Annotated in this window: 19 protein-coding genes and 1 tRNA gene; 11 read left to right on the forward strand and 9 right to left on the reverse strand. The window is 67.5% G+C overall.

Translation table 11 applies throughout. The features are described from left to right. Positions 1–9 precede the first annotated feature (9 nt). Positions 10–1,206, reverse strand: a complete 1,197-nt coding sequence (locus tag DEU38_RS18315; RefSeq protein ID WP_114722823.1) for a lipid-transfer protein — start codon at positions 1,204–1,206, stop codon at positions 10–12. Further along, positions 1,203–1,655, reverse strand: coding sequence for a Zn-ribbon domain-containing OB-fold protein (locus tag DEU38_RS18320; RefSeq protein ID WP_114722824.1), 453 nt, complete (start codon positions 1,653–1,655; stop codon positions 1,203–1,205). Before DEU38_RS18320 ends, DEU38_RS18315 begins: the two co-directional genes overlap by 4 nt. Positions 1,656–2,088: 433 nt before the next feature. On the opposite strand from DEU38_RS18320, the gene DEU38_RS18325 reads away from it, so the two are divergent. After that, a complete protein-coding gene (locus DEU38_RS18325) occupies positions 2,089–2,904 on the forward strand; it encodes an alpha/beta fold hydrolase (RefSeq protein WP_254622518.1) in 816 nt (271 codons plus the stop codon). 52 nt (positions 2,905–2,956) lie between these two features. Here the strand turns inward: DEU38_RS18325 and DEU38_RS18330 are convergent, their stop codons facing one another. Next, on the reverse strand, positions 2,957–4,039 hold the full coding sequence (locus tag DEU38_RS18330; RefSeq protein ID WP_114722826.1) for an aldo/keto reductase: 1,083 nt from the start codon (positions 4,037–4,039) through the stop codon (positions 2,957–2,959). 151 nt (positions 4,040–4,190) lie between these two features. On the opposite strand from DEU38_RS18330, the gene DEU38_RS18335 reads away from it, so the two are divergent. After that, a complete protein-coding gene (locus DEU38_RS18335) occupies positions 4,191–5,114 on the forward strand; it encodes an AraC family transcriptional regulator (RefSeq protein ID WP_114722827.1) in 924 nt (307 codons plus the stop codon). A 162-nt stretch (positions 5,115–5,276) separates the two neighbouring features. On the opposite strand, the gene DEU38_RS18340 is transcribed toward DEU38_RS18335, so the two are convergent. Next, a tRNA-Leu gene (locus DEU38_RS18340) sits at positions 5,277–5,353 on the reverse strand. Positions 5,354–5,462: 109 nt separating this feature from the next. Between DEU38_RS18340 and DEU38_RS18345 the strand changes: the two genes are divergently transcribed. Next, the gene (locus tag DEU38_RS18345) at positions 5,463–6,083 is read left to right on the forward strand and encodes an ANTAR domain-containing response regulator (RefSeq protein ID WP_114722828.1); all 621 of its coding nucleotides are present in this window, start codon (positions 5,463–5,465) and stop codon (positions 6,081–6,083) included. Positions 6,084–6,164: 81 nt separating this feature from the next. Further along, complete coding sequence (polA, locus tag DEU38_RS18350; protein WP_114722829.1) at positions 6,165–8,903, forward strand: DNA polymerase I; 2,739 nt, start codon at positions 6,165–6,167, stop codon at positions 8,901–8,903. Between the two features lie 44 nt (positions 8,904–8,947). Here the strand turns inward: polA and trxA are convergent, their stop codons facing one another. Next, entirely contained in the window at positions 8,948–9,319 is a 372-nt protein-coding gene (gene trxA, locus DEU38_RS18355) for a thioredoxin (protein WP_114722830.1), read from the reverse strand. Positions 9,320–9,442: 123 nt separating this feature from the next. After that, a complete protein-coding gene (locus tag DEU38_RS18360; RefSeq protein WP_114722831.1) occupies positions 9,443–9,970 on the reverse strand; it encodes a 2'-5' RNA ligase family protein in 528 nt (175 codons plus the stop codon). Between the two features lie 19 nt (positions 9,971–9,989). Between DEU38_RS18360 and DEU38_RS18365 the strand changes: the two genes are divergently transcribed. The 4 genes from DEU38_RS18365 (at position 9,990) to DEU38_RS18380 (ending at position 13,863) form a co-directional block, all read left to right on the forward strand. Beyond that, a complete protein-coding gene (locus DEU38_RS18365; protein ID WP_114722832.1) occupies positions 9,990–11,087 on the forward strand; it encodes an isocitrate/isopropylmalate dehydrogenase family protein in 1,098 nt (365 codons plus the stop codon). Between the two features lie 165 nt (positions 11,088–11,252). Next, complete coding sequence (locus tag DEU38_RS18370) at positions 11,253–12,092, forward strand: ABC transporter substrate-binding protein (RefSeq protein WP_114722882.1); 840 nt, start codon at positions 11,253–11,255, stop codon at positions 12,090–12,092. A 20-nt stretch (positions 12,093–12,112) separates the two neighbouring features. Next, positions 12,113–13,096 (forward strand): amino acid ABC transporter permease, encoded by a 984-nt coding sequence (locus tag DEU38_RS18375; RefSeq protein ID WP_114722883.1) that lies wholly within the window; start codon positions 12,113–12,115, stop codon positions 13,094–13,096. Between the two features lie 14 nt (positions 13,097–13,110). Further along, complete coding sequence (locus DEU38_RS18380; protein WP_114722833.1) at positions 13,111–13,863, forward strand: amino acid ABC transporter ATP-binding protein; 753 nt, start codon at positions 13,111–13,113, stop codon at positions 13,861–13,863. 9 nt (positions 13,864–13,872) lie between these two features. Here DEU38_RS18380 and DEU38_RS18385 read toward each other — a convergent pair whose 3' ends face one another. Then, positions 13,873–14,721, reverse strand: coding sequence for a class I SAM-dependent methyltransferase (locus DEU38_RS18385; RefSeq protein ID WP_114722834.1), 849 nt, complete (start codon positions 14,719–14,721; stop codon positions 13,873–13,875). 289 nt (positions 14,722–15,010) lie between these two features. Here DEU38_RS18385 and rpsA point away from each other — a divergent pair, with 289 nt between their 5' ends. Next, entirely contained in the window at positions 15,011–16,483 is a 1,473-nt protein-coding gene (gene rpsA, locus DEU38_RS18390) for a 30S ribosomal protein S1 (protein ID WP_013416161.1), read from the forward strand. Positions 16,484–16,660: 177 nt separating this feature from the next. Here the strand turns inward: rpsA and DEU38_RS18395 are convergent, their stop codons facing one another. Further along, positions 16,661–16,873: a hypothetical protein gene (locus DEU38_RS18395; RefSeq protein WP_114722835.1), complete on the reverse strand. Its 213-nt coding sequence runs from the start codon at positions 16,871–16,873 to the stop codon at positions 16,661–16,663. A gap of 129 nt (positions 16,874–17,002) precedes the next feature. Between DEU38_RS18395 and coaE the strand changes: the two genes are divergently transcribed. Further along, on the forward strand, positions 17,003–18,226 hold the full coding sequence (coaE, locus tag DEU38_RS18400) for a dephospho-CoA kinase (protein ID WP_181818841.1): 1,224 nt from the start codon (positions 17,003–17,005) through the stop codon (positions 18,224–18,226). A gap of 13 nt (positions 18,227–18,239) precedes the next feature. On the opposite strand, the gene DEU38_RS18405 is transcribed toward coaE, so the two are convergent. Further along, the gene (locus DEU38_RS18405; protein WP_258557995.1) at positions 18,240–18,746 is read right to left on the reverse strand and encodes a DUF402 domain-containing protein; all 507 of its coding nucleotides are present in this window, start codon (positions 18,744–18,746) and stop codon (positions 18,240–18,242) included. A gap of 191 nt (positions 18,747–18,937) precedes the next feature. Between DEU38_RS18405 and uvrB the strand changes: the two genes are divergently transcribed. Beyond that, entirely contained in the window at positions 18,938–21,094 is a 2,157-nt protein-coding gene (gene uvrB, locus DEU38_RS18410) for an excinuclease ABC subunit UvrB (RefSeq protein ID WP_114722838.1), read from the forward strand. Positions 21,095–21,101 lie beyond the last annotated feature (7 nt).

Here is a 21,101-nt window from a genome sequence, read left to right on the forward strand (position 1 = left end):
GAATGTCCGTCAGACGGAAACGATCACCGACGAGCCGTGCCCGAACAGGCCCTGATTGGCGGTGATACCCACGCGAGCACCCTCCACCTGGCGGCCCTCGGCCTGGCCGCGGAGCTGCCAGGTGAGCTCGCAGACCTGCGCGAGTGCCTGTGCCGGAACGGCTTCGCCGAAGCAGGCGAGACCACCGGACGGGTTGACCGGGATGCGGCCACCGATCGTGGTGTCACCGGCACGCAACAGGTGCTCGGCCTCGCCGCGCTTGCACAGTCCCAGGTCCTCGATCCAGTCGAGCTCGACCGACGTGGCGAGGTCGTAGACCTCGGCGACGTCGACGTCCTCGGGAGAGATGCCGGCCTCCTCGTAGGCCGCGTCGCCGATCGACTCCTTGAACGTGCGCTCGGGCGCGGGCACCGCGGACGCCGACTCGGTGGAGAAGTTCGGCATGTCCATGATCGTCTGCGGGAACGTCGGCGTGACGGTCGAAATTGCCTTGATCCGAACGGGATCCACGATGCCCTTCTTGCGGGCGTACTCCATGGACGTCAGGATGATGGCGGCGCCGCCGTCGGACGTGGCGCAGATGTCGAGCAGGTGCAACGGGTCCGCGACCACCGGCGAGGCCAGCACGTCGGCCGCCGAAACTTCCTTGCGGTAGCGCGCGTTCGGGTTGTTCAGGCCGTGCTTGGCGTTCTTGACCTTGACGGCGGCGAAGTCCTCGGGGGTGGCGCCGTACAGGTCGATGCGCCGACGCGCATTGAGCGCGAAGTACGCCGGGTTGGTCATGCCCATCAGGCGGAAGCGGAGCCAGTCCGGATCGTCCCAGCGCTCGCCGGCGACCGGAGCCAGGAAGCCCTTGGGCGTCGTGTCGGCGCCGACGACCAGTGCGACGTCGGAGAGTCCGGCCAGGATCCGGGCGCGGGCGGTGTCGAGTGCCTGAGCGCCGGTGGCGCATGCGGCGTACGACGTCGCGACGCGGGCGCCGTTCCATCCGAGGGCCTGCGCGAAGGTGGCGCCGGCGACATAGCCGCCGTAGCCGTTGCGGACCGTCTCGCCGCCGACGATGAGGTCGACGTCCTGCCAGTCCACGCCCGAGTCGGCGAGGGCCGCGCGGGCGGCGGCGACACCGTACTTGACGAACGAGTGGCCCCACTTGCCCCACGCGTGCATACCGACGCCGAGGACGGCCACATCATTGTTGGTGCTCATGCCTGTGCCCCGTTCTCTGCTGCAGCGACCGGCTTCCAGCGCCAGATGCTACGGTCGCCCGTCTCGTCGGTGTAGAGGGTCTCGATGACCAGTTCGACGGGGTTGCCCACCTTGAGGTCCGCGACGCCGTAGCCGTCGGCCACCTGGCCGAGCACGACGAGGCCCTCGGGCAGCTCGACCGCTGCGAGCGCGAACGGGACGTACGGATCGGTGTTCGCGATGTACGGGGCCGGCGGCTTGTACTGCGCATCGGTGTACGACCACACCGTGCCGCGGCGCGACAGCTCGACATCGTCGAACTCCTCGCCGGAGCAGGCCGGGTTCTTGCAGAACGTGGTCTCCCGCGGGAAGGAGATCGTGCCGCAGGACCGGCACTTGGTGCCGATCAGGGCCGGCTCCGGCCCGGTGGTGAACCAGCCCTCTACGGCCGGTGTGGCGGTGTCGCTCATGCAAACCTCATCTGCTTGTCGAGCCTGATCGGCCGGTCTGGTCGGCGACCGGCGTTGGAACGGGTTGCAGTATGGCATGAGTTAACTGATTCCCGATGTGCCGTCCCATCCACCGGACGGCGGCCCGGATCGGCGGTGCGTGGGACGGTCGGATCCCGGGGGGCGCGTCCGTCCAGTGGGACTCGGGAAGCGCGGATCGACCGATCGAATCCGAACAAACGACCAAAAGCGACACCAGCTCCGGGCGTGTCGGAGCAAGCCGGCTCGGCAGCCGCCTGGCCTGGGCCGACACGGCCGCGAACTCGCAGTGTCGAAGTCCGTCACTGTTGGGCAACCGACCGTTATCGTGATTCCGACTCGTCGGAGGTGCGCTGTGCCCAGAGTGACTGTCAGGCCTGAGGATCGGGTGATCAGTCTGCGAGATGGTCGGTCGATGGGATTCGCCGACTACGGACCCGCAGACGGCTTCGTCGTGGTCAGTGCCCACGGTGGATTGTCGTGTCGCCTCGACATACGAGGGGCCGCGCCCGTCGCCGAGGCCGCCGGGATCCGGCTCATCTCACCGGATCGGCCCGGGATCGGCCTCTCGGATCCCAGCCCCGGACGCACAGTCCTCGACTGGGCCGCGGACGTGGAGGAGTTGGCCGACCACCTCGGGATCGAACGGATGGCGGTGCTCGGCTGGTCGATGGGTGGTCAGTACGCAGCGGCACTCGGATACGCGTTGGCGTCGCGAATCAACCGGGTGGCGATAGTCGCGGGCGCACTGCCGCTGACCGAGGACGGCACCTTCGCGCGCTTGACGCCGATGGATCGATGGTGCACCCGGATGTCCCAACGATGTCCGTCACTGGCCGCCGCGTGGTTCCGCTCCCTGTCGGTGCTGGCATGGTCCATGCCCAAACAGTTCGCGCGGATCTCCGCCCGGACCCTCGCGCCCGCCGACGCCGAGGTCGTACACGGCGAACTGCAGGCGTTCGCCGCAATGGCCGGTGAAGGGCTGCGCATCCCTGCCGGCGTGGTCGAGGACTACCGGGCGTGGGCGCGCCCGTGGGGGTTCTCGCCGGAGGAACTCCAGGTGCCGGTCGACGTGTGGTGGGGCGACGCGGACCGGCTCATCCCCAAGGAATGGCCGACGGAACTGGCCACCCGAATCCCCAAGTCCACCCTGAACATCGGGACCGGCGGCCATTTCATGGCGCACCTGCACTACCGGGCCATTCTCGACTCCCTGGCCGAGTCGGCGTGACCCGGTCGTGCGGGGCCCAGGGTCGGTATCGGTCGGCCCTCCGTCAGCCCGGTCAGTACCGGACATCGCTCTGCAGCAGCGGTGGGTACACGGTGGACGATTCGCCGTCCACGGTGGTGCCCGCGAACTGGAGCATCGCCCGCGTGTCACCGTTCATCGGCGCCGGGTAGTTCAGGGTCGGGGCCGACACTTCGTCGAGCATGCGGAGGTGGTCGGGGCCGAGGGTCACCTGCAGGCCGGCGACGTTGTTCGTGAGGTGTTCCACTCGCCGGGCGCCGAGGATCGGGACGACGGTCCCGGACCGGGCCCGCAACCAGGCCAGTGCCACGGCCGCCGAGGTGGTGCCGAGGTCGTCGGCGATCGCGGCGACGGCGTCGATCACCACGAACTCGGCGTCGCTTGGCCCGCCGACGAACGCGGCGCGGGCGGAGTCGGTGACCTCGGTGCCGCGTCGATACTTGCCGGACAGGAACCCGTTCCGCAGCGGGCTCCACGGCACCAGTGCCATGCCCTGATCGAGAGCGAGGGGTGCGACTTCGCCCTCGACCGTGCGAGCCAGCAGCGAGTACTCGACCTGCAGCGCGATCAACGGGGTCCACCCCCGCAACAGTGCCGTGGTCTGGGCCCGAGCGGTCACCCAGGCCGGGTTGTTGGAGAACCCGATGTAGCGGATCTTGCCGGCGCGGACCAGGTCGTCGAGGGTGCGCAGGGTTTCCTCGATCGGTGTGTGGCGGTCCCAATTGTGCAACCAGTACAGGTCGAGATAGTCGGTGCGGAGACGGCGAAGGGTCTCGTCGAGCTGGGCAATGATCGACGCGCGCCCCGCGCCGCCGCCGTTCGGGTCGCCGGGGAAGAGGTTCGCGAAGAACTTCGATGCCAGCACCACGCGCTCGCGGCGACCGCGCTGGTGGGCGAAGAAGTCCCCGAGAATCTTCTCCGAGTGGCCGTTGGTGTAGAAGTTGGCGGTGTCGATGAAGTTCCCGCCGAGGTCCAGGTAGGTGGCGAGGATCTTCTCGGATTCCTCGACGCTGCAGCCGGCTCCGCCGGCGTCCTCGCCGAAGGTCATCGCACCGAGGGCGAACGGGCTGACCCGCAGCCCCGATCGGCCGAGAGTGACGTACTGATCGAGCCCCATGATCTGCTCCTTGTCCGTGTCGGAACGTGCATTCCCATCGAAACGCGAAGCGCTGGGAGGGGGTAGACCGATTCACGCGCGGCGTTGCACGATCCTCTCGACAACGCCCCGATCGGATTGCCGGACCGCGGCGCGGATGCTTACGTGAACTGTGCGCACGACAGCCGACCTACTGGACGAGATCCGTGGCCGCATCGCGGCCCACGCGAGGCCGGATATGCGGACGCCGATCGACGGGCTGTTGCTGTCGACGGTGACCCTCGACTCGGCCACGCCGGAATATTCGCTGACCGAGCCGCTGCTGGTGGTCATGGCCCAGGGCGGAAAGCGACTCCTGCTCGGCGGCCACGTCTACGAATACCGGGCGGGGGAATGCCTGGTCGTCACCGCCGCCTTGCCCGTCACCGGCCACTACATCGACATCGACGAAGGCGCGCCGTCGTTGGCCGTGGGGTTGGTGCTGCGCCCGGAAGCCGTCGCCGCACTGGTACTACAGGCCCCCACCGAACGGTGGTCCCGCGGCGCGGGCGGCCAGCCGGCGATCACAACCGGCGAGGCGGATGCCGATCTGCTCGACGCGGTTGCCCGGATGCTGCGACTACTCGATCATCCCGCGGACGTGCCCGTGCTCGCCCCGCTGATCGAGCGAGAGATCCTGTGGCGGCTCCTCGCCGGTCCGTACGGGGACACGCTCCGCCAGATCGGGCTGGCCGACAGCGATGTGTCGCACATCAGCCGCGCAATCCGCTGGATCCGTGACAACTACGCCGAGCCGATGCGGATCGAGGACCTCGCGCGGCTGTCGAATATGAGTGCATCGACGTTTCACCGACACTTCCGGGCTGTCACGTCCATGAGCCCCTTGCAGTTCCAGAAACGGATTCGGCTGCAGCAGGCCCGCTCGATGCTTGTCGCGCACCCCGGTGACGTCGCAGGAGTCGGGCATGTCGTCGGCTACGACAGCCCCTCGCAGTTCAATCGTGAGTACCGCCGACTGTTCGGTGCCTCGCCCGGGCAGCATGCCGAAGGCCTGCGTACGAACGCCGAGTTCTCTCGCCCCGGTTCACTGTTCTGAGTCGCCGTCGAGCACCCTCTGCACGGACATCACGTCGGTCCTTGCGCCCCTCGGCATTCCGCGACGATGACCGAACGACATACCGGTCTGGTTGGCCCCGGGCCGGTCGATGACCGGGTCCGGGATGTGAAGCTGGTGCGCAGCACTCGCAGCGCTCGATCTTGGTGCCCTCGGTGAGACTCGAACTCACACTGCACGGGTTTTGAATCCGTTTCCTCTGCCAATTGGGATACGAGGGCGTCTTGCGGGTTCCTACTCTAGAAGATCACGGGCCCCAGTCAAACCACCGGTACCCTCGAATCGTTCGCGCCCCGATCCGTGGGCGCCGACTGGAGGAGATTGGTGACTATGAACGCTCCCGCCACGCAGGCCACCGAACGACAGCCGCGGCGTGTGGTGGTGGCGGAAGACGAGGCGTTGATCAGGCTCGACCTGGTCGAGATGCTTCGCGAAGAGGGCTACGACGTCGTCGGTGAGGCCGGCGACGGTCAGCGTGCAGTCGAGTTGGCAGAGGAGTTGCGGCCGGATCTGGTGATCATGGACGTGAAGATGCCGCGCCGCGACGGGATCGATGCGGCATCGGAGATCGCCGCCAAACGAATTGCCCCCGTTGTGATCCTGACCGCATTCAGTCAGCGGGAGTTGGTCGAGCGGGCGCGCGATGCGGGCGCGATGGCGTACCTCGTCAAGCCGTTCTCGAAGGCGGACCTGGTGCCGGCGGTCGAGTTGGCGGCGAGCCGATTCACGGAGATCTCGTTGCTCGAACGCGAGGTTGCCAACCTCTCGGACCGGCTCGAGACCCGCAAGGTCATCGAGCGCGCCAAGGGCATGCTGATGCAGTCACAGGGGCTCTCCGAGCCCGAGGCATTCAAATGGATCCAGCGCGCGGCCATGGATCGTCGGACGACGATGAAGGCCGTGGCCGAGGTGGTCGTCGACACGCTGGGAGCCGACGCCGCGGGCGATTGAGCCCGCTGTGACCCCGCGCATCGGGCGACGCGCGGGGAGGAAGGGCGTGGCTGTCGGTCCGGCTCCCTAGACTGGTCAACCGTGAGCCCCGCATCCACGTCCTCGTCCACCGTCTCCGCTACTCCTGACGCGTCCGGCTCGGAGCGGCCGACGCTGCTGTTGCTCGACGGGCACTCGCTCGCCTACCGCGCCTTCTTCGCGCTACCCGCCGAGAACTTCAAGACGCAGAGCGGCCAGACCACCAACGCGGTCTACGGGTTCACGTCGATGCTGATCAATCTGCTGCGCGACGAGCAGCCGACGCACGTTGCGACCGCATTCGACGTCTCCCGGCAGACCTTCCGCGCGGAGGCGTTCCCCGAGTACAAGGCGAACCGCAGCAAGACCCCGGACGAGTTCAAGGGCCAGGTCGAGGTCACCAAGGACGTCCTCGGCGCGATGGGCATTCCCGTGATGGCGATCGAGGGCTACGAGGCCGACGACATCATCGCGACGCTCACGACGCAGGCCACCGCGCTCGGCTACCGGGTGCTGGTCGTGACCGGCGACCGGGATGCGCTGCAGTTGGTGACCGACGACGTCACCGTCCTCTACCCGCGCAAGGGCGTCTCGGACCTCACCCGCTTCACCCCCGAGGCGGTCGAGGACAAGTACGGGCTCACACCGCAGCAGTACCCGGACTACGCGGCGCTGCGCGGCGACCCGAGTGACAACCTCCCCGGTATCCCCGGGGTAGGCGAGAAGACCGCCGCCAAGTGGATCCGCGAGTACGGATCGTTCGAGAACCTCGTCAACCAGGTGGACCAGGTGAAGGGCAAGGTGGGCGAGTCGCTGCGGGCGAACCTGCCCAGCGTCGTCCTCAACCGCCAGCTCACCGAGATGGTGCGCGACGTGGCGCTGCCGTACACGCCGGACCAGTTGGCGCTGGCGCCGTGGGACCGCGAACGCATCCATGCGCTGTTCGACGACCTCGAGTTCAAGGTGTTGCGCGACCGACTGTTCGCGACCCTGTCGTCCGCGGAACCGGAGGCCGAGGAGGGCTTCGAGGTGCGCGGGCGTGCCCTGACACCCGGTGAGGTGGCCGGCTGGATCGCGGACCACGCGTCGACCGGCGAGCGGCACGGGCTGTCCGTCGTCGGCGCGGGAACCCCCTACGGCGGAGACGTCACCGCGATCGCGATCGCGGCGTCCGACGGTGAGGGCGCCTACATCCCGGCCGCCACGGTGACGCCCGAGGACGAGGCGGCGCTCGTGGCATGGCTGGCGGACCCGGCGCAGCCCAAGGCGCTGCACGAGGCGAAGCGGGCGATGCACGCCCTGTGGGGGCGCGGCTGGACCCTTGCCGGACTGACCAGTGACACCGCGCTCGCCGCCTACCTGGTTCGTCCCGGGCAGCGCAGCTTCAACCTCGACGACCTGTCCCTGCGCTACCTCAAGCGGGAGCTTCGCGTGGAAGAGTCGGGGCAGCAACAGCTTTCGCTGCTCGACGACGAAGAGGCAGCGGATGCCGAACAGGCCGAAGGCGAGATTCTCCGTGCTCGCGCGGTGGTCGACCTGGCCGCGGCGTTGGACACCGAACTCGCGGACATCGAGGGCACGGGACTGCTGGCCGACATGGAGCTGCCGCTGCTCGCGGTGCTGGCGCAGCTGGAGGCGACGGGCATCGCCGTCGACTCCGGTCACCTGCACGACCTGCAGAGCACGTTCGCGGCCCGGGTCGCGGAGGCAGCCGACGCGGCGTACGAGGTGATCGGCAAGCAGATCAACCTGGGCTCGCCCAAGCAGCTTCAGGTGGTGCTCTTCGACGAGCTCGAGATGCCGAAGACCAAGAAGACCAAGACCGGTTACACCACCGACGCCGACGCGCTGCAGTCGCTGTTCGAGAAGACCCAGCACCCGTTCCTCGAGCACCTGCTCGCGCACCGGGACGCGACGCGACTCAAGGTCACCGTCGACGGACTGCTCAAGACGGTCGCGGACGACGGTCGGATCCACACCACGTTCAACCAGACCGTGGCCGCGACCGGGCGACTGTCGTCGACGGAACCCAACCTGCAGAACATCCCCGTCCGGACCGACGCGGGACGGCAGATCCGCGACGGCTTCGTCGTCGGCGACGGCTTCGAGACACTGCTCACCGCCGACTACAGCCAGATCGAGATGCGCATCATGGCGCACCTGTCGCGCGACGAGGGCCTGATCGAGGCATTCAACACGGGGGAGGACCTGCACAGTTTCGTCGGCTCCCGGGCGTTCGGTGTGCCCATCGAGGAGGTCACGCCGGAACTGCGTCGACGGGTCAAGGCGATGTCGTACGGGCTGGCGTACGGTTTGAGCGCCTTCGGCCTCGCCGCGCAGCTCAAGATCTCCACCGACGAGGCCAAGCAGCAGATGGACGCGTACTTCGCGCGGTTCGGTGGCGTGCGCGACTACCTGCACGAGGTGGTCGAGCAGGCCCGCAAGGTCGGCTACACCGAGACCCTGTTCGGGCGTCGGCGTTACCTGCCCGATCTCAACAGCGACAACCGTCAGCGCCGTGAGGTGGCCGAGCGGGCCGCACTCAACGCGCCAATCCAGGGCACGGCCGCCGACATCATCAAGGTCGCGATGATCGACGTCCAGCGTTCGCTGCAGGACGCCGGGCTCGCGTCGCGGATGCTGCTGCAGGTGCACGACGAACTCGTCCTCGAGGTCGCCACGGGCGAGCGCGAGCGCGTGGAGCAGTTGGTGCGGGAGAAGATGGCCTCGGCCATCGAACTGTCTGTGCCGCTCGAGGTGTCGGTCGGCACCGGACGAAGCTGGGACGCCGCGGCGCACTGACGTGAGCCGGTCGGCGTCCCAGAGGTTGCTGCGTCAGGCGTCGGTCAGTTACCGGACGGCGCCTGAGCGGCGATCTGCTTGCGGACCTCGTCCATATCGAGGGCCTTGACCTGGGTGATCAGGTCTTCGAGCGCGGCCGGGGGCAGCGCGCCTGCCTGGTTGAACACCAGCACACCCTCGCGGAACGCCATGATGGTCGGGATCGAACGGATCCCCGCACCAGCAGCGAATTCCTGCTCCGCCTCGGTGTCGACCTTGCCGTGGACGACGTCCGCGTGCTGCTCCGAGGAGGCCTCGAAGGTGGGGGCGAAGGAGCGGCACGGTCCGCACCACGAAGCCCAGAAGTCGACGAGGACGATGTCGTTGTCGTCGACGATCTGCTTGAAGTTCTGCTGAGTCAGAGTCTGGGTAGCCACAGGGGTCCTTTCGGGGAAGTCGTCGGGGAGTCGTCAGGATGATCGGTCCGTTGGCCCGTTCAACGCTCCCGTCCCGCGAATTCTTCCGTATGCGGAAAGCGCGAGATCGGATGCGGCGTCGCATCAGGGGCGCCGTGTGATCAGCCACTCACGTTTGGCATCCGAATCCCACCGCCTGATGCCGTCCGACCGGCCGACGACGTCACGGGCTCCGGCCCTCGTCACCACGATCGCAGTGCCGAGATCCGTGGCCTGGATCCGGCGCGACAGCGTCACGTGCGGGGTCCACTCGCCCGGAACGATGTGCGACGGCACGCCCTCGCAGTCGACCATCAGTTCGTAGACGATCCGCTGAAGGGTCAGTAGCTCGGTGGTGGGCACCACCAGTCGGGCGAGGGTGAGCCGGCGCCCACCGAACACCACGACACCGCCCAGGCGCAGGGACAGCGGGGCCGACGGCAGCTCGCGAACCAGTGCGACCTCGACGTCGGGGGGAACATGGTGCGCGACGCCGAGCGTGACGTGCGGCCGATTGGATTCGGCGGTGATGCGGTCCTGGCTCGGCAGACGTGCCGACGACAGTCGACGCCATTCGGCTCGTACGGTCGCGTCGATATCCCGGTCGAGAAGCAACTCCACGGACTGGACCATCGTGAGTAATGATTGCCTGATGGGGAGCGCGAGTACAGGAGATTTGCCGAAACCGCGGATCGGTCTGTTGCAGGGCGACGGAATCGGACGCGAAATCGTGCCGGCCACCCGGGACGTCGTCGACGCTGCAGTGGCTGCGGTGGGGCTTGCCGAGGTGGAGTGGGTGCCGCTCCCGATCGGCCACGACGCGATCGCCACCCACGGGTCGCCGACACCCGAGAGCACCCTCGTCGCGCTCGCCGACCTCGATTCGTGGATCCTCGGCCCGCACGACAGCGCGTCGTATCCCGATCCGTTCCAGATGCAGTTGACCCCCGGCGGGATGATCCGCAAACGGTTCGACCTCTACGCGAACATCCGACCGTCGCGCGCACTGCCAGGTGTGCGAGCGGTGTCGCCACACATGGATCTCGTCATCGTCCGGGAGAACACCGAAGGCTTCTACGCCGACCGGAACATGTTCGCCGGCAGCGGCGAGTTCATGCCCACCCCGGACGTCGCGATGGCGGTCGCGGTGGTCACCCGGCAGGCGTGCGAACGGATCGCGCACGCCGCCTTCGATCTCGCGCGCCGCCGACGCAAGCGAGTCACGGTGGTACACAAGGCCAACGTGCTCTCGACCACCACCGGCCTGTTCCGGGACGTCTGCCGGGAGGTGGGCGAGCACTATCCGGACGTCCGGGTAGACGACGAGCACGTCGACGCGATGGCCGCGTATCTGGTGCGCTGCGGCGAGGAGTACGACGTCATCGTCACCGAGAACATGTTCGGGGACATCCTGTCGGACCTGGCCGCGGAGTTGGCGGGATCGCTCGGTACAGCGGCGTCGATCAACGCGTCCGGATCGAAGGCCATGGCGCAGGCCGCACACGGAGCCGCCCCGGACATCGCCGGCCGCAACCGTGCGAACCCGACCGCCTTGTTCCTGTCCGCGGCGATGCTCCTCGACTGGCTGGCATCCACCGGACACGACAAGGGCTTGTCCGCCGCGTCGGCGAGGATCCGCAACGCCGTCGAACGCACCGTGGAAGCGGGCGTGGCCACGGCGGATATGGGTGGGCTGGCGTCGACGAGTGAGTTCACGGAATCGGTGATCGCTCGGGTGATTCGGCGATGACCATGATCAACTTCCGCCCGGGGGTATCGAGCCAGTAGGGTTTCGGGGTCCAACGGCCGGAGATGGGAGGAATGACCGATGTTCGGACGAGTGGCCGCCGCGACCGGCGGTCGGCGAACACGGTCGTTCCGGATTGTCGTCGGGGCGTTGCTGGTGTCGATCGCGATGACGGCCACGGGCTGCGTGACGAACAACGAGGGGCTCGTTCCGGTGCTGCCGCCGATCGAGGTCCAGCGTGTCGACGCGATCGCCGATCAGTTGCCTCCCGCGATCGCCGCGTCCGGGCGCCTCCGGGTCGGTAGCAATCCGCCGTACGCGCCCAACGAGTTCAAGGACGAGAACGGGACGATCGTCGGATTCGACGTTGATCTCCTCGAGGCTGTCGGAGCGGTTCTCGGACTGACCCTCGACGTCAAGGAGACCGACTTCGACAAGATCATCCCCGCCGTGCAGGCCGGAACTCTGGACGTCGGCATGTCGTCGTTCACCGACACCCTCGAACGCGAGAAGTCCGTGGACTTCGTCACCTACTACAGCGCCGGCGTGCAGTGGGTGCGACGGGCGGGCGACGACGTCGACCCCGACAATGCCTGCGGGCTGCGTGTGGGCGTGCAGACGACCACCATCGAGGACATCGAGGAAGTTCCGGCCAAGAGCGAGGCGTGTGTCGCCGCCGGCAAACCGCCGATCCGGAAGATCAAGTACGACAGCCAGGACGATGCCGCGAATGCGTTGATCCTCGGCCGCGTCGATGCCCTGTCGGCCGACTCGCCGGTGACCGCGTACGCGATCAAGCGCAGCAACGGGCGCCTCGTGACTGCCGGTGGCATATACGACGCGAGCCCCTACGGGTGGGTGATCGCGAAGGGGTCGCCCCTCGGGCCCGTGCTGCAGCAGGCAGTGCAGTACCTCATCGATGGTGGCCAGTACCGCGCGATCGCCGAAGCGTGGGGAGTCGAAGCGGGAATCATCGAAACGTCGGTCATCAACGGCGCAACGCAGTGAGCACGGGAGAGGGAACAGCCATGCCAGCCAACGAGAGCCGGCCACCGGACGTGGCGGCCTCCGAACCGGAGCCGATCAAGGCGGTCCCGCTGCGGCATCCCTGGCGCTGGGTCGGGGCGATCGTGGTGCTGGGGCTGCTCGGGCTGTTCGTCTACGGCGCCGCCACCAACGAAGCATTCCACTGGGACGTCTACGGCCAGTACCTCTTCGACAAGAGGATCACCGCAGCCGCATGGAAGACGATTCAGCTCACGGTGCTGGCGATGGCGATCGCGATCGTGCTCGGCGTCCTCCTCGCCGTGATGCGGCTGTCGCCCAACCCCGTCCTACGATCCGCGGCCTGGGTGTATCTGTGGGTGTTCCGCGGAACGCCCGTCTATGTCCAGTTGGTGCTGTGGGGGTTGTTCCCGGTCATCTACCAGACGATCGATCTCGGCGTCCCGTTCGGGCCCCAGTTCGTGCACATCGACATCAAGACGCTCGAAGCGGCCTTCACGTTCGCGGTGATCGGCCTGGCCCTCAACGAGGCCGCGTACATGGCCGAGATCGTCCGGGCGGGTGTCGGGTCGGTGAGTGAAGGCCAGACCGAGGCATCGACTGCGCTCGGCATGTCGTGGGCGCAGACCATGCGCCGCACCGTGCTGCCGCAGGCGATGCGCGTCATCATCCCGCCGACGGGGAACGAGCTGATCAGCATGCTCAAGACCACGTCGCTCGTCGTGGCCGTGCCCTACAGCGGTGAACTGTACGGCCGTGCCCGGGACATCTCCGGCGCTAACTTCTACCCGGTGCCACTCTTGCTGGTCGCGTCCACGTGGTACCTGGCGATCACGAGCATCCTCATGGTCGGGCAGTTCTATCTCGAGCGGTACTACTCGAAGGGCGCCTCGCGAACCCTCACCGCTGGGCAGTTGCAGGCTCTCGCCGACGCGCAGGGGCGCCCGGTGACGGTCACGCCGGACGCGGACACGCTGCCGGACACCCCGGGAGGCGAGCGCAAATGACATCGACCACTCCGATGGTGCGGGCCGACCGTGTCTGCAAGAACTTCGGCGCCCTCCAGGTGCTGCGCGGTGTCTCGCTCGAGATCGAACGGGGTCAGGTCCTGTGTCTGATCGGCCCGTCGGGATCCGGCAAGTCCACGTTCCTGCGCTGTATCAACCACCTCGAACGGGTCAACGCCGGCCGGCTGTACGTCGACGGCGAGCTGGTCGGGTACTCCGAACGCGGCGACAAACTGTACGAACTGAGCGCCCGTGCGGCCTCCCGCCAGCGCCGTGACATCGGGATGGTGTTCCAGCACTTCAACCTGTTTCCGCACCGCACCGCCCTCGAGAACATCATCGAGGCGCCCATGCAGGTGAAGAGGGTGCCTCGGGCCAAGGCGATCCAACGCGCTCGCGACCTGCTCGACCAGGTGGGGCTCGCGGAGAAGGCGGACGCGTACCCGGCGCAGCTGTCGGGCGGGCAGCAGCAGCGCGTCGCCATCGCGCGGGCGCTCGCGATGGACCCCAAGCTCATGCTGTTCGACGAGCCCACGTCGGCCCTCGATCCCGAACTCGTAGGTGAGGTGCTCGGGGTCATGAAGCAGCTCGCGAACGACGGCATGACGATGGTCGTCGTCACCCACGAGATGGGGTTCGCCCGCGAGGTCGCCGACCAGTTGGTGTTCATGGACGGCGGGGTGGTGGTCGAGGCGGGCGATCCGAGGCGGCTGCTGGCGAACCCGCAACAGGAACGGACCAAGGCGTTCCTGTCCAAGCTGCTGTGAGCGGGGCCCTCAGTTCGGTTTGCGGGTGACGAAGATCGCCGTGCCGGGGAACAGTTGGCCGCGCAGGGGGCTCCACTGGCCCCACTCCCGGTCGAGCCACTCGGGCCACTCGGGTTCGACGATGTCGCGCACCTCGAGTCCGGCGGCCACGGCCTCGCGGACCCGGTCGCCGATCGTGCGGTGATGCTCGACGTACGTGGGCACGCCCTCGTCGTCGACCTCCACATACGGAGTGCGATCGAAGTAGGGGAGCGCGGCGGTGAGCCCGCGCGGACCCGGATCGTCGGGGAAGATCCAGCGGATCGGGTGGTTCACCGCGAACACCCACAGACCGCCCGGACGCAACACCCGCGCCACCTCGGACATCACCCGCGCCGAGTCCGCGACGAACGGCACCGCACCGAACGCAGAGCACGCGATGTCGAAAGTGGCGTCACGGAACGGCAGGGACTCGGCGCCCGCCTGGATCAGCGGAACGGACGGGCCACCCTGTTCCATCGCGGCGACGCCGCGCGCGAGCATGCCCATCGAGATGTCGAGCCCGACGACGTCCGCGCCCTGGCCGGCCAGCCAACGCGAGCACGGCGCCGAGCCGCAGCCGACCTCGAGGATCCGCTTGCCGGCCACGTCGCCGAGCAGGTGCACATCGCCTTCGTGCAGGCCCTCCGGACACCACATGAACTCACCGGCAGCGGAGTCGACACCGAGGAACTCGCCGTGGGTGCGGTGGTAGTCGTCGGCGTCGGCGTCCCACCACGCGCGGCTCGCGCGTTCACTGGCCTCGGTGCCGATCCGGGTGCGGCTCACTCCGCTGGTACCGAGAGTGGAAATTGCGGCGGCATGGCGATCGTCGGACATGGGTATCAAGGGTAGAGACCGGCTCTCCGCGCCGAACCGCCAGGTGAATCGGCCGGGTGATCTGAGAGTTTGCCCAGCTAGCTCGAGGTCGCGTACCCTGTTGCTCGCGAGTGTCTTCGGCGCACGCCCGGCCGGTTGCAGGATTGACGGGACGGGTTGGCGCAGGAGCCTCGTGGGGGACTGGAAGTCGGGTCGATTTCGGCGCTCGCCGGAATCTACGGCATGCCGGTCCACCTGTCTGACAGAACACCATCAACCGACTATCAACCCGTCCGGAGCAACTCAACACATGCCCTCCAACACCGTGACCTCGCCGCAGGTAGCCGTCAACGACATCGGCTCCGCCGAGGACTTCCTCGCCGCCATCGACGCAACGATCAAGTACTTCAACGATGGCGACATCGTCGAAGGCACCATCGTCAAGGTCGACCGCGACGAGGTCCTGCTCGACATCGGTTACAAGACCGAAGGTGTCATCCCTTCCCGCGAGCTCTCCATCAAGCACGACGTCGACCCCAATGAGGTCGTCTCCGTGGGCGATGAGGTCGAAGCCCTGGTCCTCACCAAGGAGGACAAGGAAGGTCGACTGATCCTGTCGAAGAAGCGCGCTCAGTACGAGCGTGCCTGGGGCACCATCGAGGAGCTCAAGGAGAAGGACGAGGCCGTCAAGGGCACCGTCATCGAGGTCGTCAAGGGTGGCCTCATCCTCGACATCGGTCTCCGTGGCTTCCTGCCCGCGTCGCTCGTCGAGATGCGTCGTGTCCGCGATCTGCAGCCGTACGTCGGCAAGGAGATCGAGGCCAAGATCATCGAGCTCGACAAGAACCGCAACAACGTGGTCCTGTCGCGTCGCGCATGGCTCGAGCAGACCCAGTCCGAGGTCCGCAGCGAGTTCCTGCACCAGCTCCAGAAGGGCCAGGTCCGCAAGGGCGTCGTGTCCTCCATCGTCAACTTCGGTGCCTTCGTGGACCTGGGTGGCGTCGACGGCCTGGTTCACGTCTCCGAGCTGTCCTGGAAGCACATCGACCACCCGTCCGAGGTTGTCGAGGTCGGCAACGAGGTCACCGTCGAGGTTCTCGACGTCGACCTGGACCGCGAGCGCGTCTCCCTGTCGCTGAAGGCGACCCAGGAAGATCCGTGGCGTCAGTTCGCCCGCACCCACGCCATCGGCCAGATCGTGCCTGGCAAGGTCACCAAGCTGGTTCCGTTCGGCGCGTTCGTTCGCGTCGAGGAGGGCATCGAGGGCCTGGTGCACATCTCCGAGCTGGCCGAGCGCCACGTGGAGGTTCCGGACCAGGTTGTCGGCGTCGGCGACGATGCGCTCGTCAAGGTCATCGACATCGACCTGGAGCGTCGCCGCATCTCGCTGTCGCTGAAGCAGGCGAACGAGGATTACAACGCCGAGTTCGATCCGTCCAAGTACGGCATGGCCGACTCGTACGACGAGCAGGGCAACTACATCTTCCCCGAGGGCTTCGATCCCGAGACCAACGAATGGCTCGAGGGCTTCGACAAGCAGCGTGAGGAGTGGGAGTCCCGCTACGCCGAGGCTGAGCGTCGCCACAAGATGCACACCGCTCAGATGGAGAAGATGGCTGCCGACGAGGCTGCCGAGGCTGCTGCCGGCGCTTCCGGCACCAACTACTCCTCCGAGTCGGGCTCCGACGAGGGTGCTGCTGCGTCCACCGAGTCCGCTGGTGGCTCGCTGGCCAGCGATGCACAGCTCGCCGCGCTGCGCGAGAAGCTGTCGGGCAACGCCTGATGACAGCGGCCTGATCACTCAGGCTTGATCTACCGAAAGACCCCGGCCCCACAGGGCCGGGGTCTTTCGTGTATGCGGTGTTCCCGCGCTGGGTGCGTCCGGGCATACGACTGTGGCCCGATCCGAGTCGGATCGGGCCACAGTGTGTGTCGTACGCGGTGTGTCGTACGCGGGCGGTCAGTTCGCCGCGGCAGGCACCCATCGGGTCGGCATGGTCGCCGTGCGCTTCCGGATCGAGGCGAAGCTGTGGCGGGCGGGCGTGAGCACACTGGTGAACCAGTTGCGGCGGTGTTCCGCGAGTGCAGTGGCCACCTCGGGGATGAGGATGGCGTGGACGCCGTTGTCCATGCCGAGACGGTGCCGACCGGGACGGGTGGGATTGCTGCGCATGAGCTTCTCCTACTCGGATCGCGAATCGGCTGGTCGGACGGCTTATTGAAGGCTATCCGACCAGGTCGTGGAACCACGACATTTGGCCGCTTGATGATCTTCGGCGTGTTTAGTGCGACACTGGTCGGCGTGTTGAGAGTGGGCCTCACCGGAGGCATCGGAGCCGGTAAATCGACCGTGTCGAAGGTCCTCGCGGAGTTGGGTGCGGTAATCGTCGACGCGGACCTGATCGCGCGGGAGGTCGTCGAACCGGGAACCCCGGGGCTCGCGGCCCTCGTCGACGCCTTCGGTGACGGCGTCCTGCATCCCGACGGCTCGCTGAACCGCCCGGCGTTGGCTGAGCGGGCGTTCGGCAGTGACGAGTCGCGACTGCTCTTGAACTCGATCCTGCATCCTCGTATCGGTACCCGCACCGCGGAACTCGTCGACGGCGCGCCCGCCGACGGCATCGTCGTGCAGGACATCCCGCTGCTCGTCGAGGGGCGGATGGGACCGGCGTTCAACCTGGTCGTCATCGTGTACGTCGACGAGGAGGAGCGGGTGCGGCGCCTCGTCGAGCTGCGAGGGATGCCCGAGGTCGACGCGCGGGCGCGGATCGCGGCGCAGGCGTCGGACGATCAGCGTCGTGCGGCCGCCGATGTCTGGCTCGACAACAGCGGCGCACCGGAACTGATCGAGGCACAGGCCCGTGCCCTGTACGCGGACAGGCTGGTGCCGTTCGAGGCGAACGTGCGCACGCGGACGGTGGTGGCGGTGCCGCCGATCGTGCGGCCGGCCGATCCGGAGTGGGCGGCGCAGGGCGAGCGCCTGGTCGCGCGACTGCGAGCGGTGTGCGGCGATCGTGCGGTGCGCATCGACCATGTGGGCTCCACCGCGGTCCCGGGTCTGGATGCGCGCGATCTGATCGACGTGCAGATCACCGTTCCCGATCTCGCCACCGCGGATGCGCTGGCCGAACCACTCGCTGCGGCCGGTTTTCCGCCCATCGTCGATGCGAACCGCGACGAGCCGAAGCCGGCGTACGGCGTCGGTGGCGAGGCCGACCCGGCGCTGTGGGACAAGCGCACCCACGGCGGCGCCGATCCCGGCAGGCCCGTGGAGATCAGCCTGCGCGTCGACGGCTGGCCGGGCCAGCGCTTCGCGCTCCTGCTGCGCGACTGGCTGCGCGCCGACGCCGCTGCTCGGGCCGAATTCCTCGAGGTCAAGAGGGTTGCGGTCCGCTGGGCCGCCGCCGACGCGCACACGGGCGAGGCCACCGTGACCTATGCCGCGGCGCTCGCGCCGTGGTTCGATCTCGGCTACCAGCGGGCCTGCGAGTGGGCCGAGCGCACCGGGTGGTCGCCCGCCGGCTGAACGCGGCCGCGTTTCACCGCCAGCTGACCGGCATCCCTTTCGATGCGAGCCACGCATCCGTGTCGTGCCCGTGGGCGGCGATCCCGTCGACCGCGCGCATGGCCTTCTGGACGGCGCGGTCGGCGGTGCCGGTCGAGATCAGCCCGTGCGCGGTGGCCGAGATCAGTTCGTCGACGTCGAGGAGTTCGGTTTCCCGGCCGGTGCGGACGACGAGATCCAGATAGTGGTCCTCCGACTTCCACACGTCCGGGCCGGACGTGAAATCGCCGATGTCGATGTAGCGGTCCTGATCACGCTGGTGATATGGGTGGAAATGGAAGATCGACGCCCTGATCCCCAGATCCGGAATCAGCCATGACTCCAGGTAGTGGAAGGTGGGGTGATCCGCCGTCCGCGCCATGTAGAGCCCCCAGGGCTCGAGTCGGTAGTGCTCGACGGGGCGGACGTATCCCTTGGGGTCGGTGTTGGTGCGCTCGGCGATGTTGAAGTGCTCGATCTTCGGGCGGTGTGCGGGAACCATGTCGAGCGCCGGTACGAACACGGGACCTGACGGTGCGGCGGGGGCGGCCGAGGTGGCTCGGGCCGCGTGCTGTTCGACGTTCTCCATACAGCAAGAAATTACAGGCAATCGGGTGGTCCGGCAGCGGCGATCGGTGGGGGAGCGCCGAGGCGTTATCAGAACTTGTCGGAAGCGGCGCATACCCTGGACGCATGGCGTTTGCATCCGAGCACCCCGTCGTCGCGCATTCCGAGTTTCGGCCGGTCAGCGAGATAGAACGATCCGACGCGCGGTTCGAGGTAGTCAGCGAGTACGAGCCGGCCGGTGACCAGCCGGAGGCCATCGCGGAACTCGAGCGCAGACTGCGCGCGGGGGAGAAGGATGTGGTGCTGCTCGGCGCCACAGGCACCGGCAAGTCGGCCACCACGGCGTGGTTGATCGAGAAGCTGCAGCGCCCCACCCTGCTGATGGCGCCCAACAAGACGCTAGCGGCGCAGCTCGCCAACGAACTGCGGGAAATGCTGCCCAACAACGCGGTCGAGTACTTCGTCTCGTACTACGACTACTACCAGCCCGAGGCGTACATCGCGCAGACGGACACCTACATCGAGAAGGACTCGTCCATCAACGACGACGTCGAACGGCTGCGCCACTCCGCCACGTCCAGCCTGCTGTCCCGGCGCGACGTCGTGGTGGTGGCGTCGGTGTCGTGCATCTACGGCCTCGGCACCCCGCAGTCGTACCTCGATCGGTCGATCGAGCTCGAGGTCGGCGTCGAGGTCGACCGCGACGCCCTGCTGCGCCTGTTGGTCGATGTCCAGTACAACCGCAACGACATGGCGTTCACCCGCGGATCCTTCCGGGTGCGGGGCGACACCGTCGAGATCATCCCGTCCTACGAGGAACTGGCGGTGCGGATCGAGTTCTTCGGCGACGAGGTGGAGGCGCTCTACTACCTGCACCCACTCACCGGTGACGTCGTGCGGCAGGTCGACACCGTGCGCATCTTCCCGGCAACGCACTACGTGGCCGGTCCGGAGCGGATGGAGCATGCCGTCCAGAGCATCGAGGCCGAGCTCGAGGAGCGGCTCGCGGACCTGGAGAACCGCGGCAAGCTGCTCGAGGCGCAGCGGCTCCGGATGCGGACCCAGTACGACCTGGAGATGATCAAGCAGGTCGGATTCTGCTCCGGCATCGAGAACTACTCGCGGCACATCGACAACCGGCCCGCGGGCTCCGCGCCCGCGACACTGATCGACTACTTCCCGGAGGACTTCCTCCTCGTCATCGACGAGTCGCACGTGACGGTCCCGCAGATCGGCGCGATGTACGAGGGCGACATGTCCCGCAAGCGCAACCTGGTCGAGTTCGGCTTCCGCCTCCCGTCCGCCGTCGACAACCGGCCCCTCACCTGGGAGGAGTTTGCGGATCGGATCGGCCAGACGGTGTACCTGTCGGCCACCCCCGGACCGTACGAGCTGGGTCGAGCGGGCGGCGAATTCGTCGAACAGGTGATCCGGCCCACCGGCCTTGTTGATCCCGAGGTGGTCGTGAAGCCGACGAAGGGACAGATCGACGACCTCGTCCACGAGATCCGGGAACGCACCGAGCGGGACGAGCGGGTGCTGGTCACGACGCTGACCAAGAAGATGGCCGAGGACCTGACCGACTATCTGCTCGAGCTCGGCATCCGGGTGCGGTACCTGCACTCGGACATCGACACGTTGCGGCGGGTCGAGTTGCTGCGGCAACTGCGGCTCGGAGAGTACGACGTCCTGGTCGGCATCAACCTCCTACGTGAGGGTCTCGATCTGCCCGAGGTCTCGCTCGTCGCGATCCTCGACGCCGACAAGGAAGGGTTCCTGCGCAGCACCACGAGCCTCATCCAGACCATCGGCCGTGCCGCGCGCAACGTGTCCGGCCAGGTTCACATGTACGCGGACAAGATCACCGATTCGATGCAGCGGGCCATCGAGGAGACCGAACGCCGCCGCGAGAAGCAGGTCGCCTACAACCTCGAGAAGGGCGTCGACCCGCAGCCGCTCCGCAAGAAGATCGCGGACATCCTCGACCAGGTCTACGAGGAGGCCGAGGACACCGAGGTCGAGATCGGTGGTTCGGGCCGCAACGTCAGCCGTGGCCGACGCGCTCAGGGTGAGGCGGGCCGCGCGGTCAGCGCCGGGGTGTACGAGGGCCGGGACGTGAAGTCGATGCCGCGGGCCGAGCTGGCCGACCTGGTCAAGGAATTGACGGACCAGATGATGAATGCGGCGCGGGACCTGCAGTTCGAACTCGCGGGACGCCTGCGCGACGAGATTGCCGACCTCAAGAAGGAACTGCGGGGGATGGACGCGGCCGGCCTGAAATAACGCCCGC

Source organism: Rhodococcus sp. AG1013 (genome assembly GCF_003350365.1).
In the GTDB taxonomy this organism is placed as follows: domain Bacteria; phylum Actinomycetota; class Actinomycetes; order Mycobacteriales; family Mycobacteriaceae; genus Prescottella.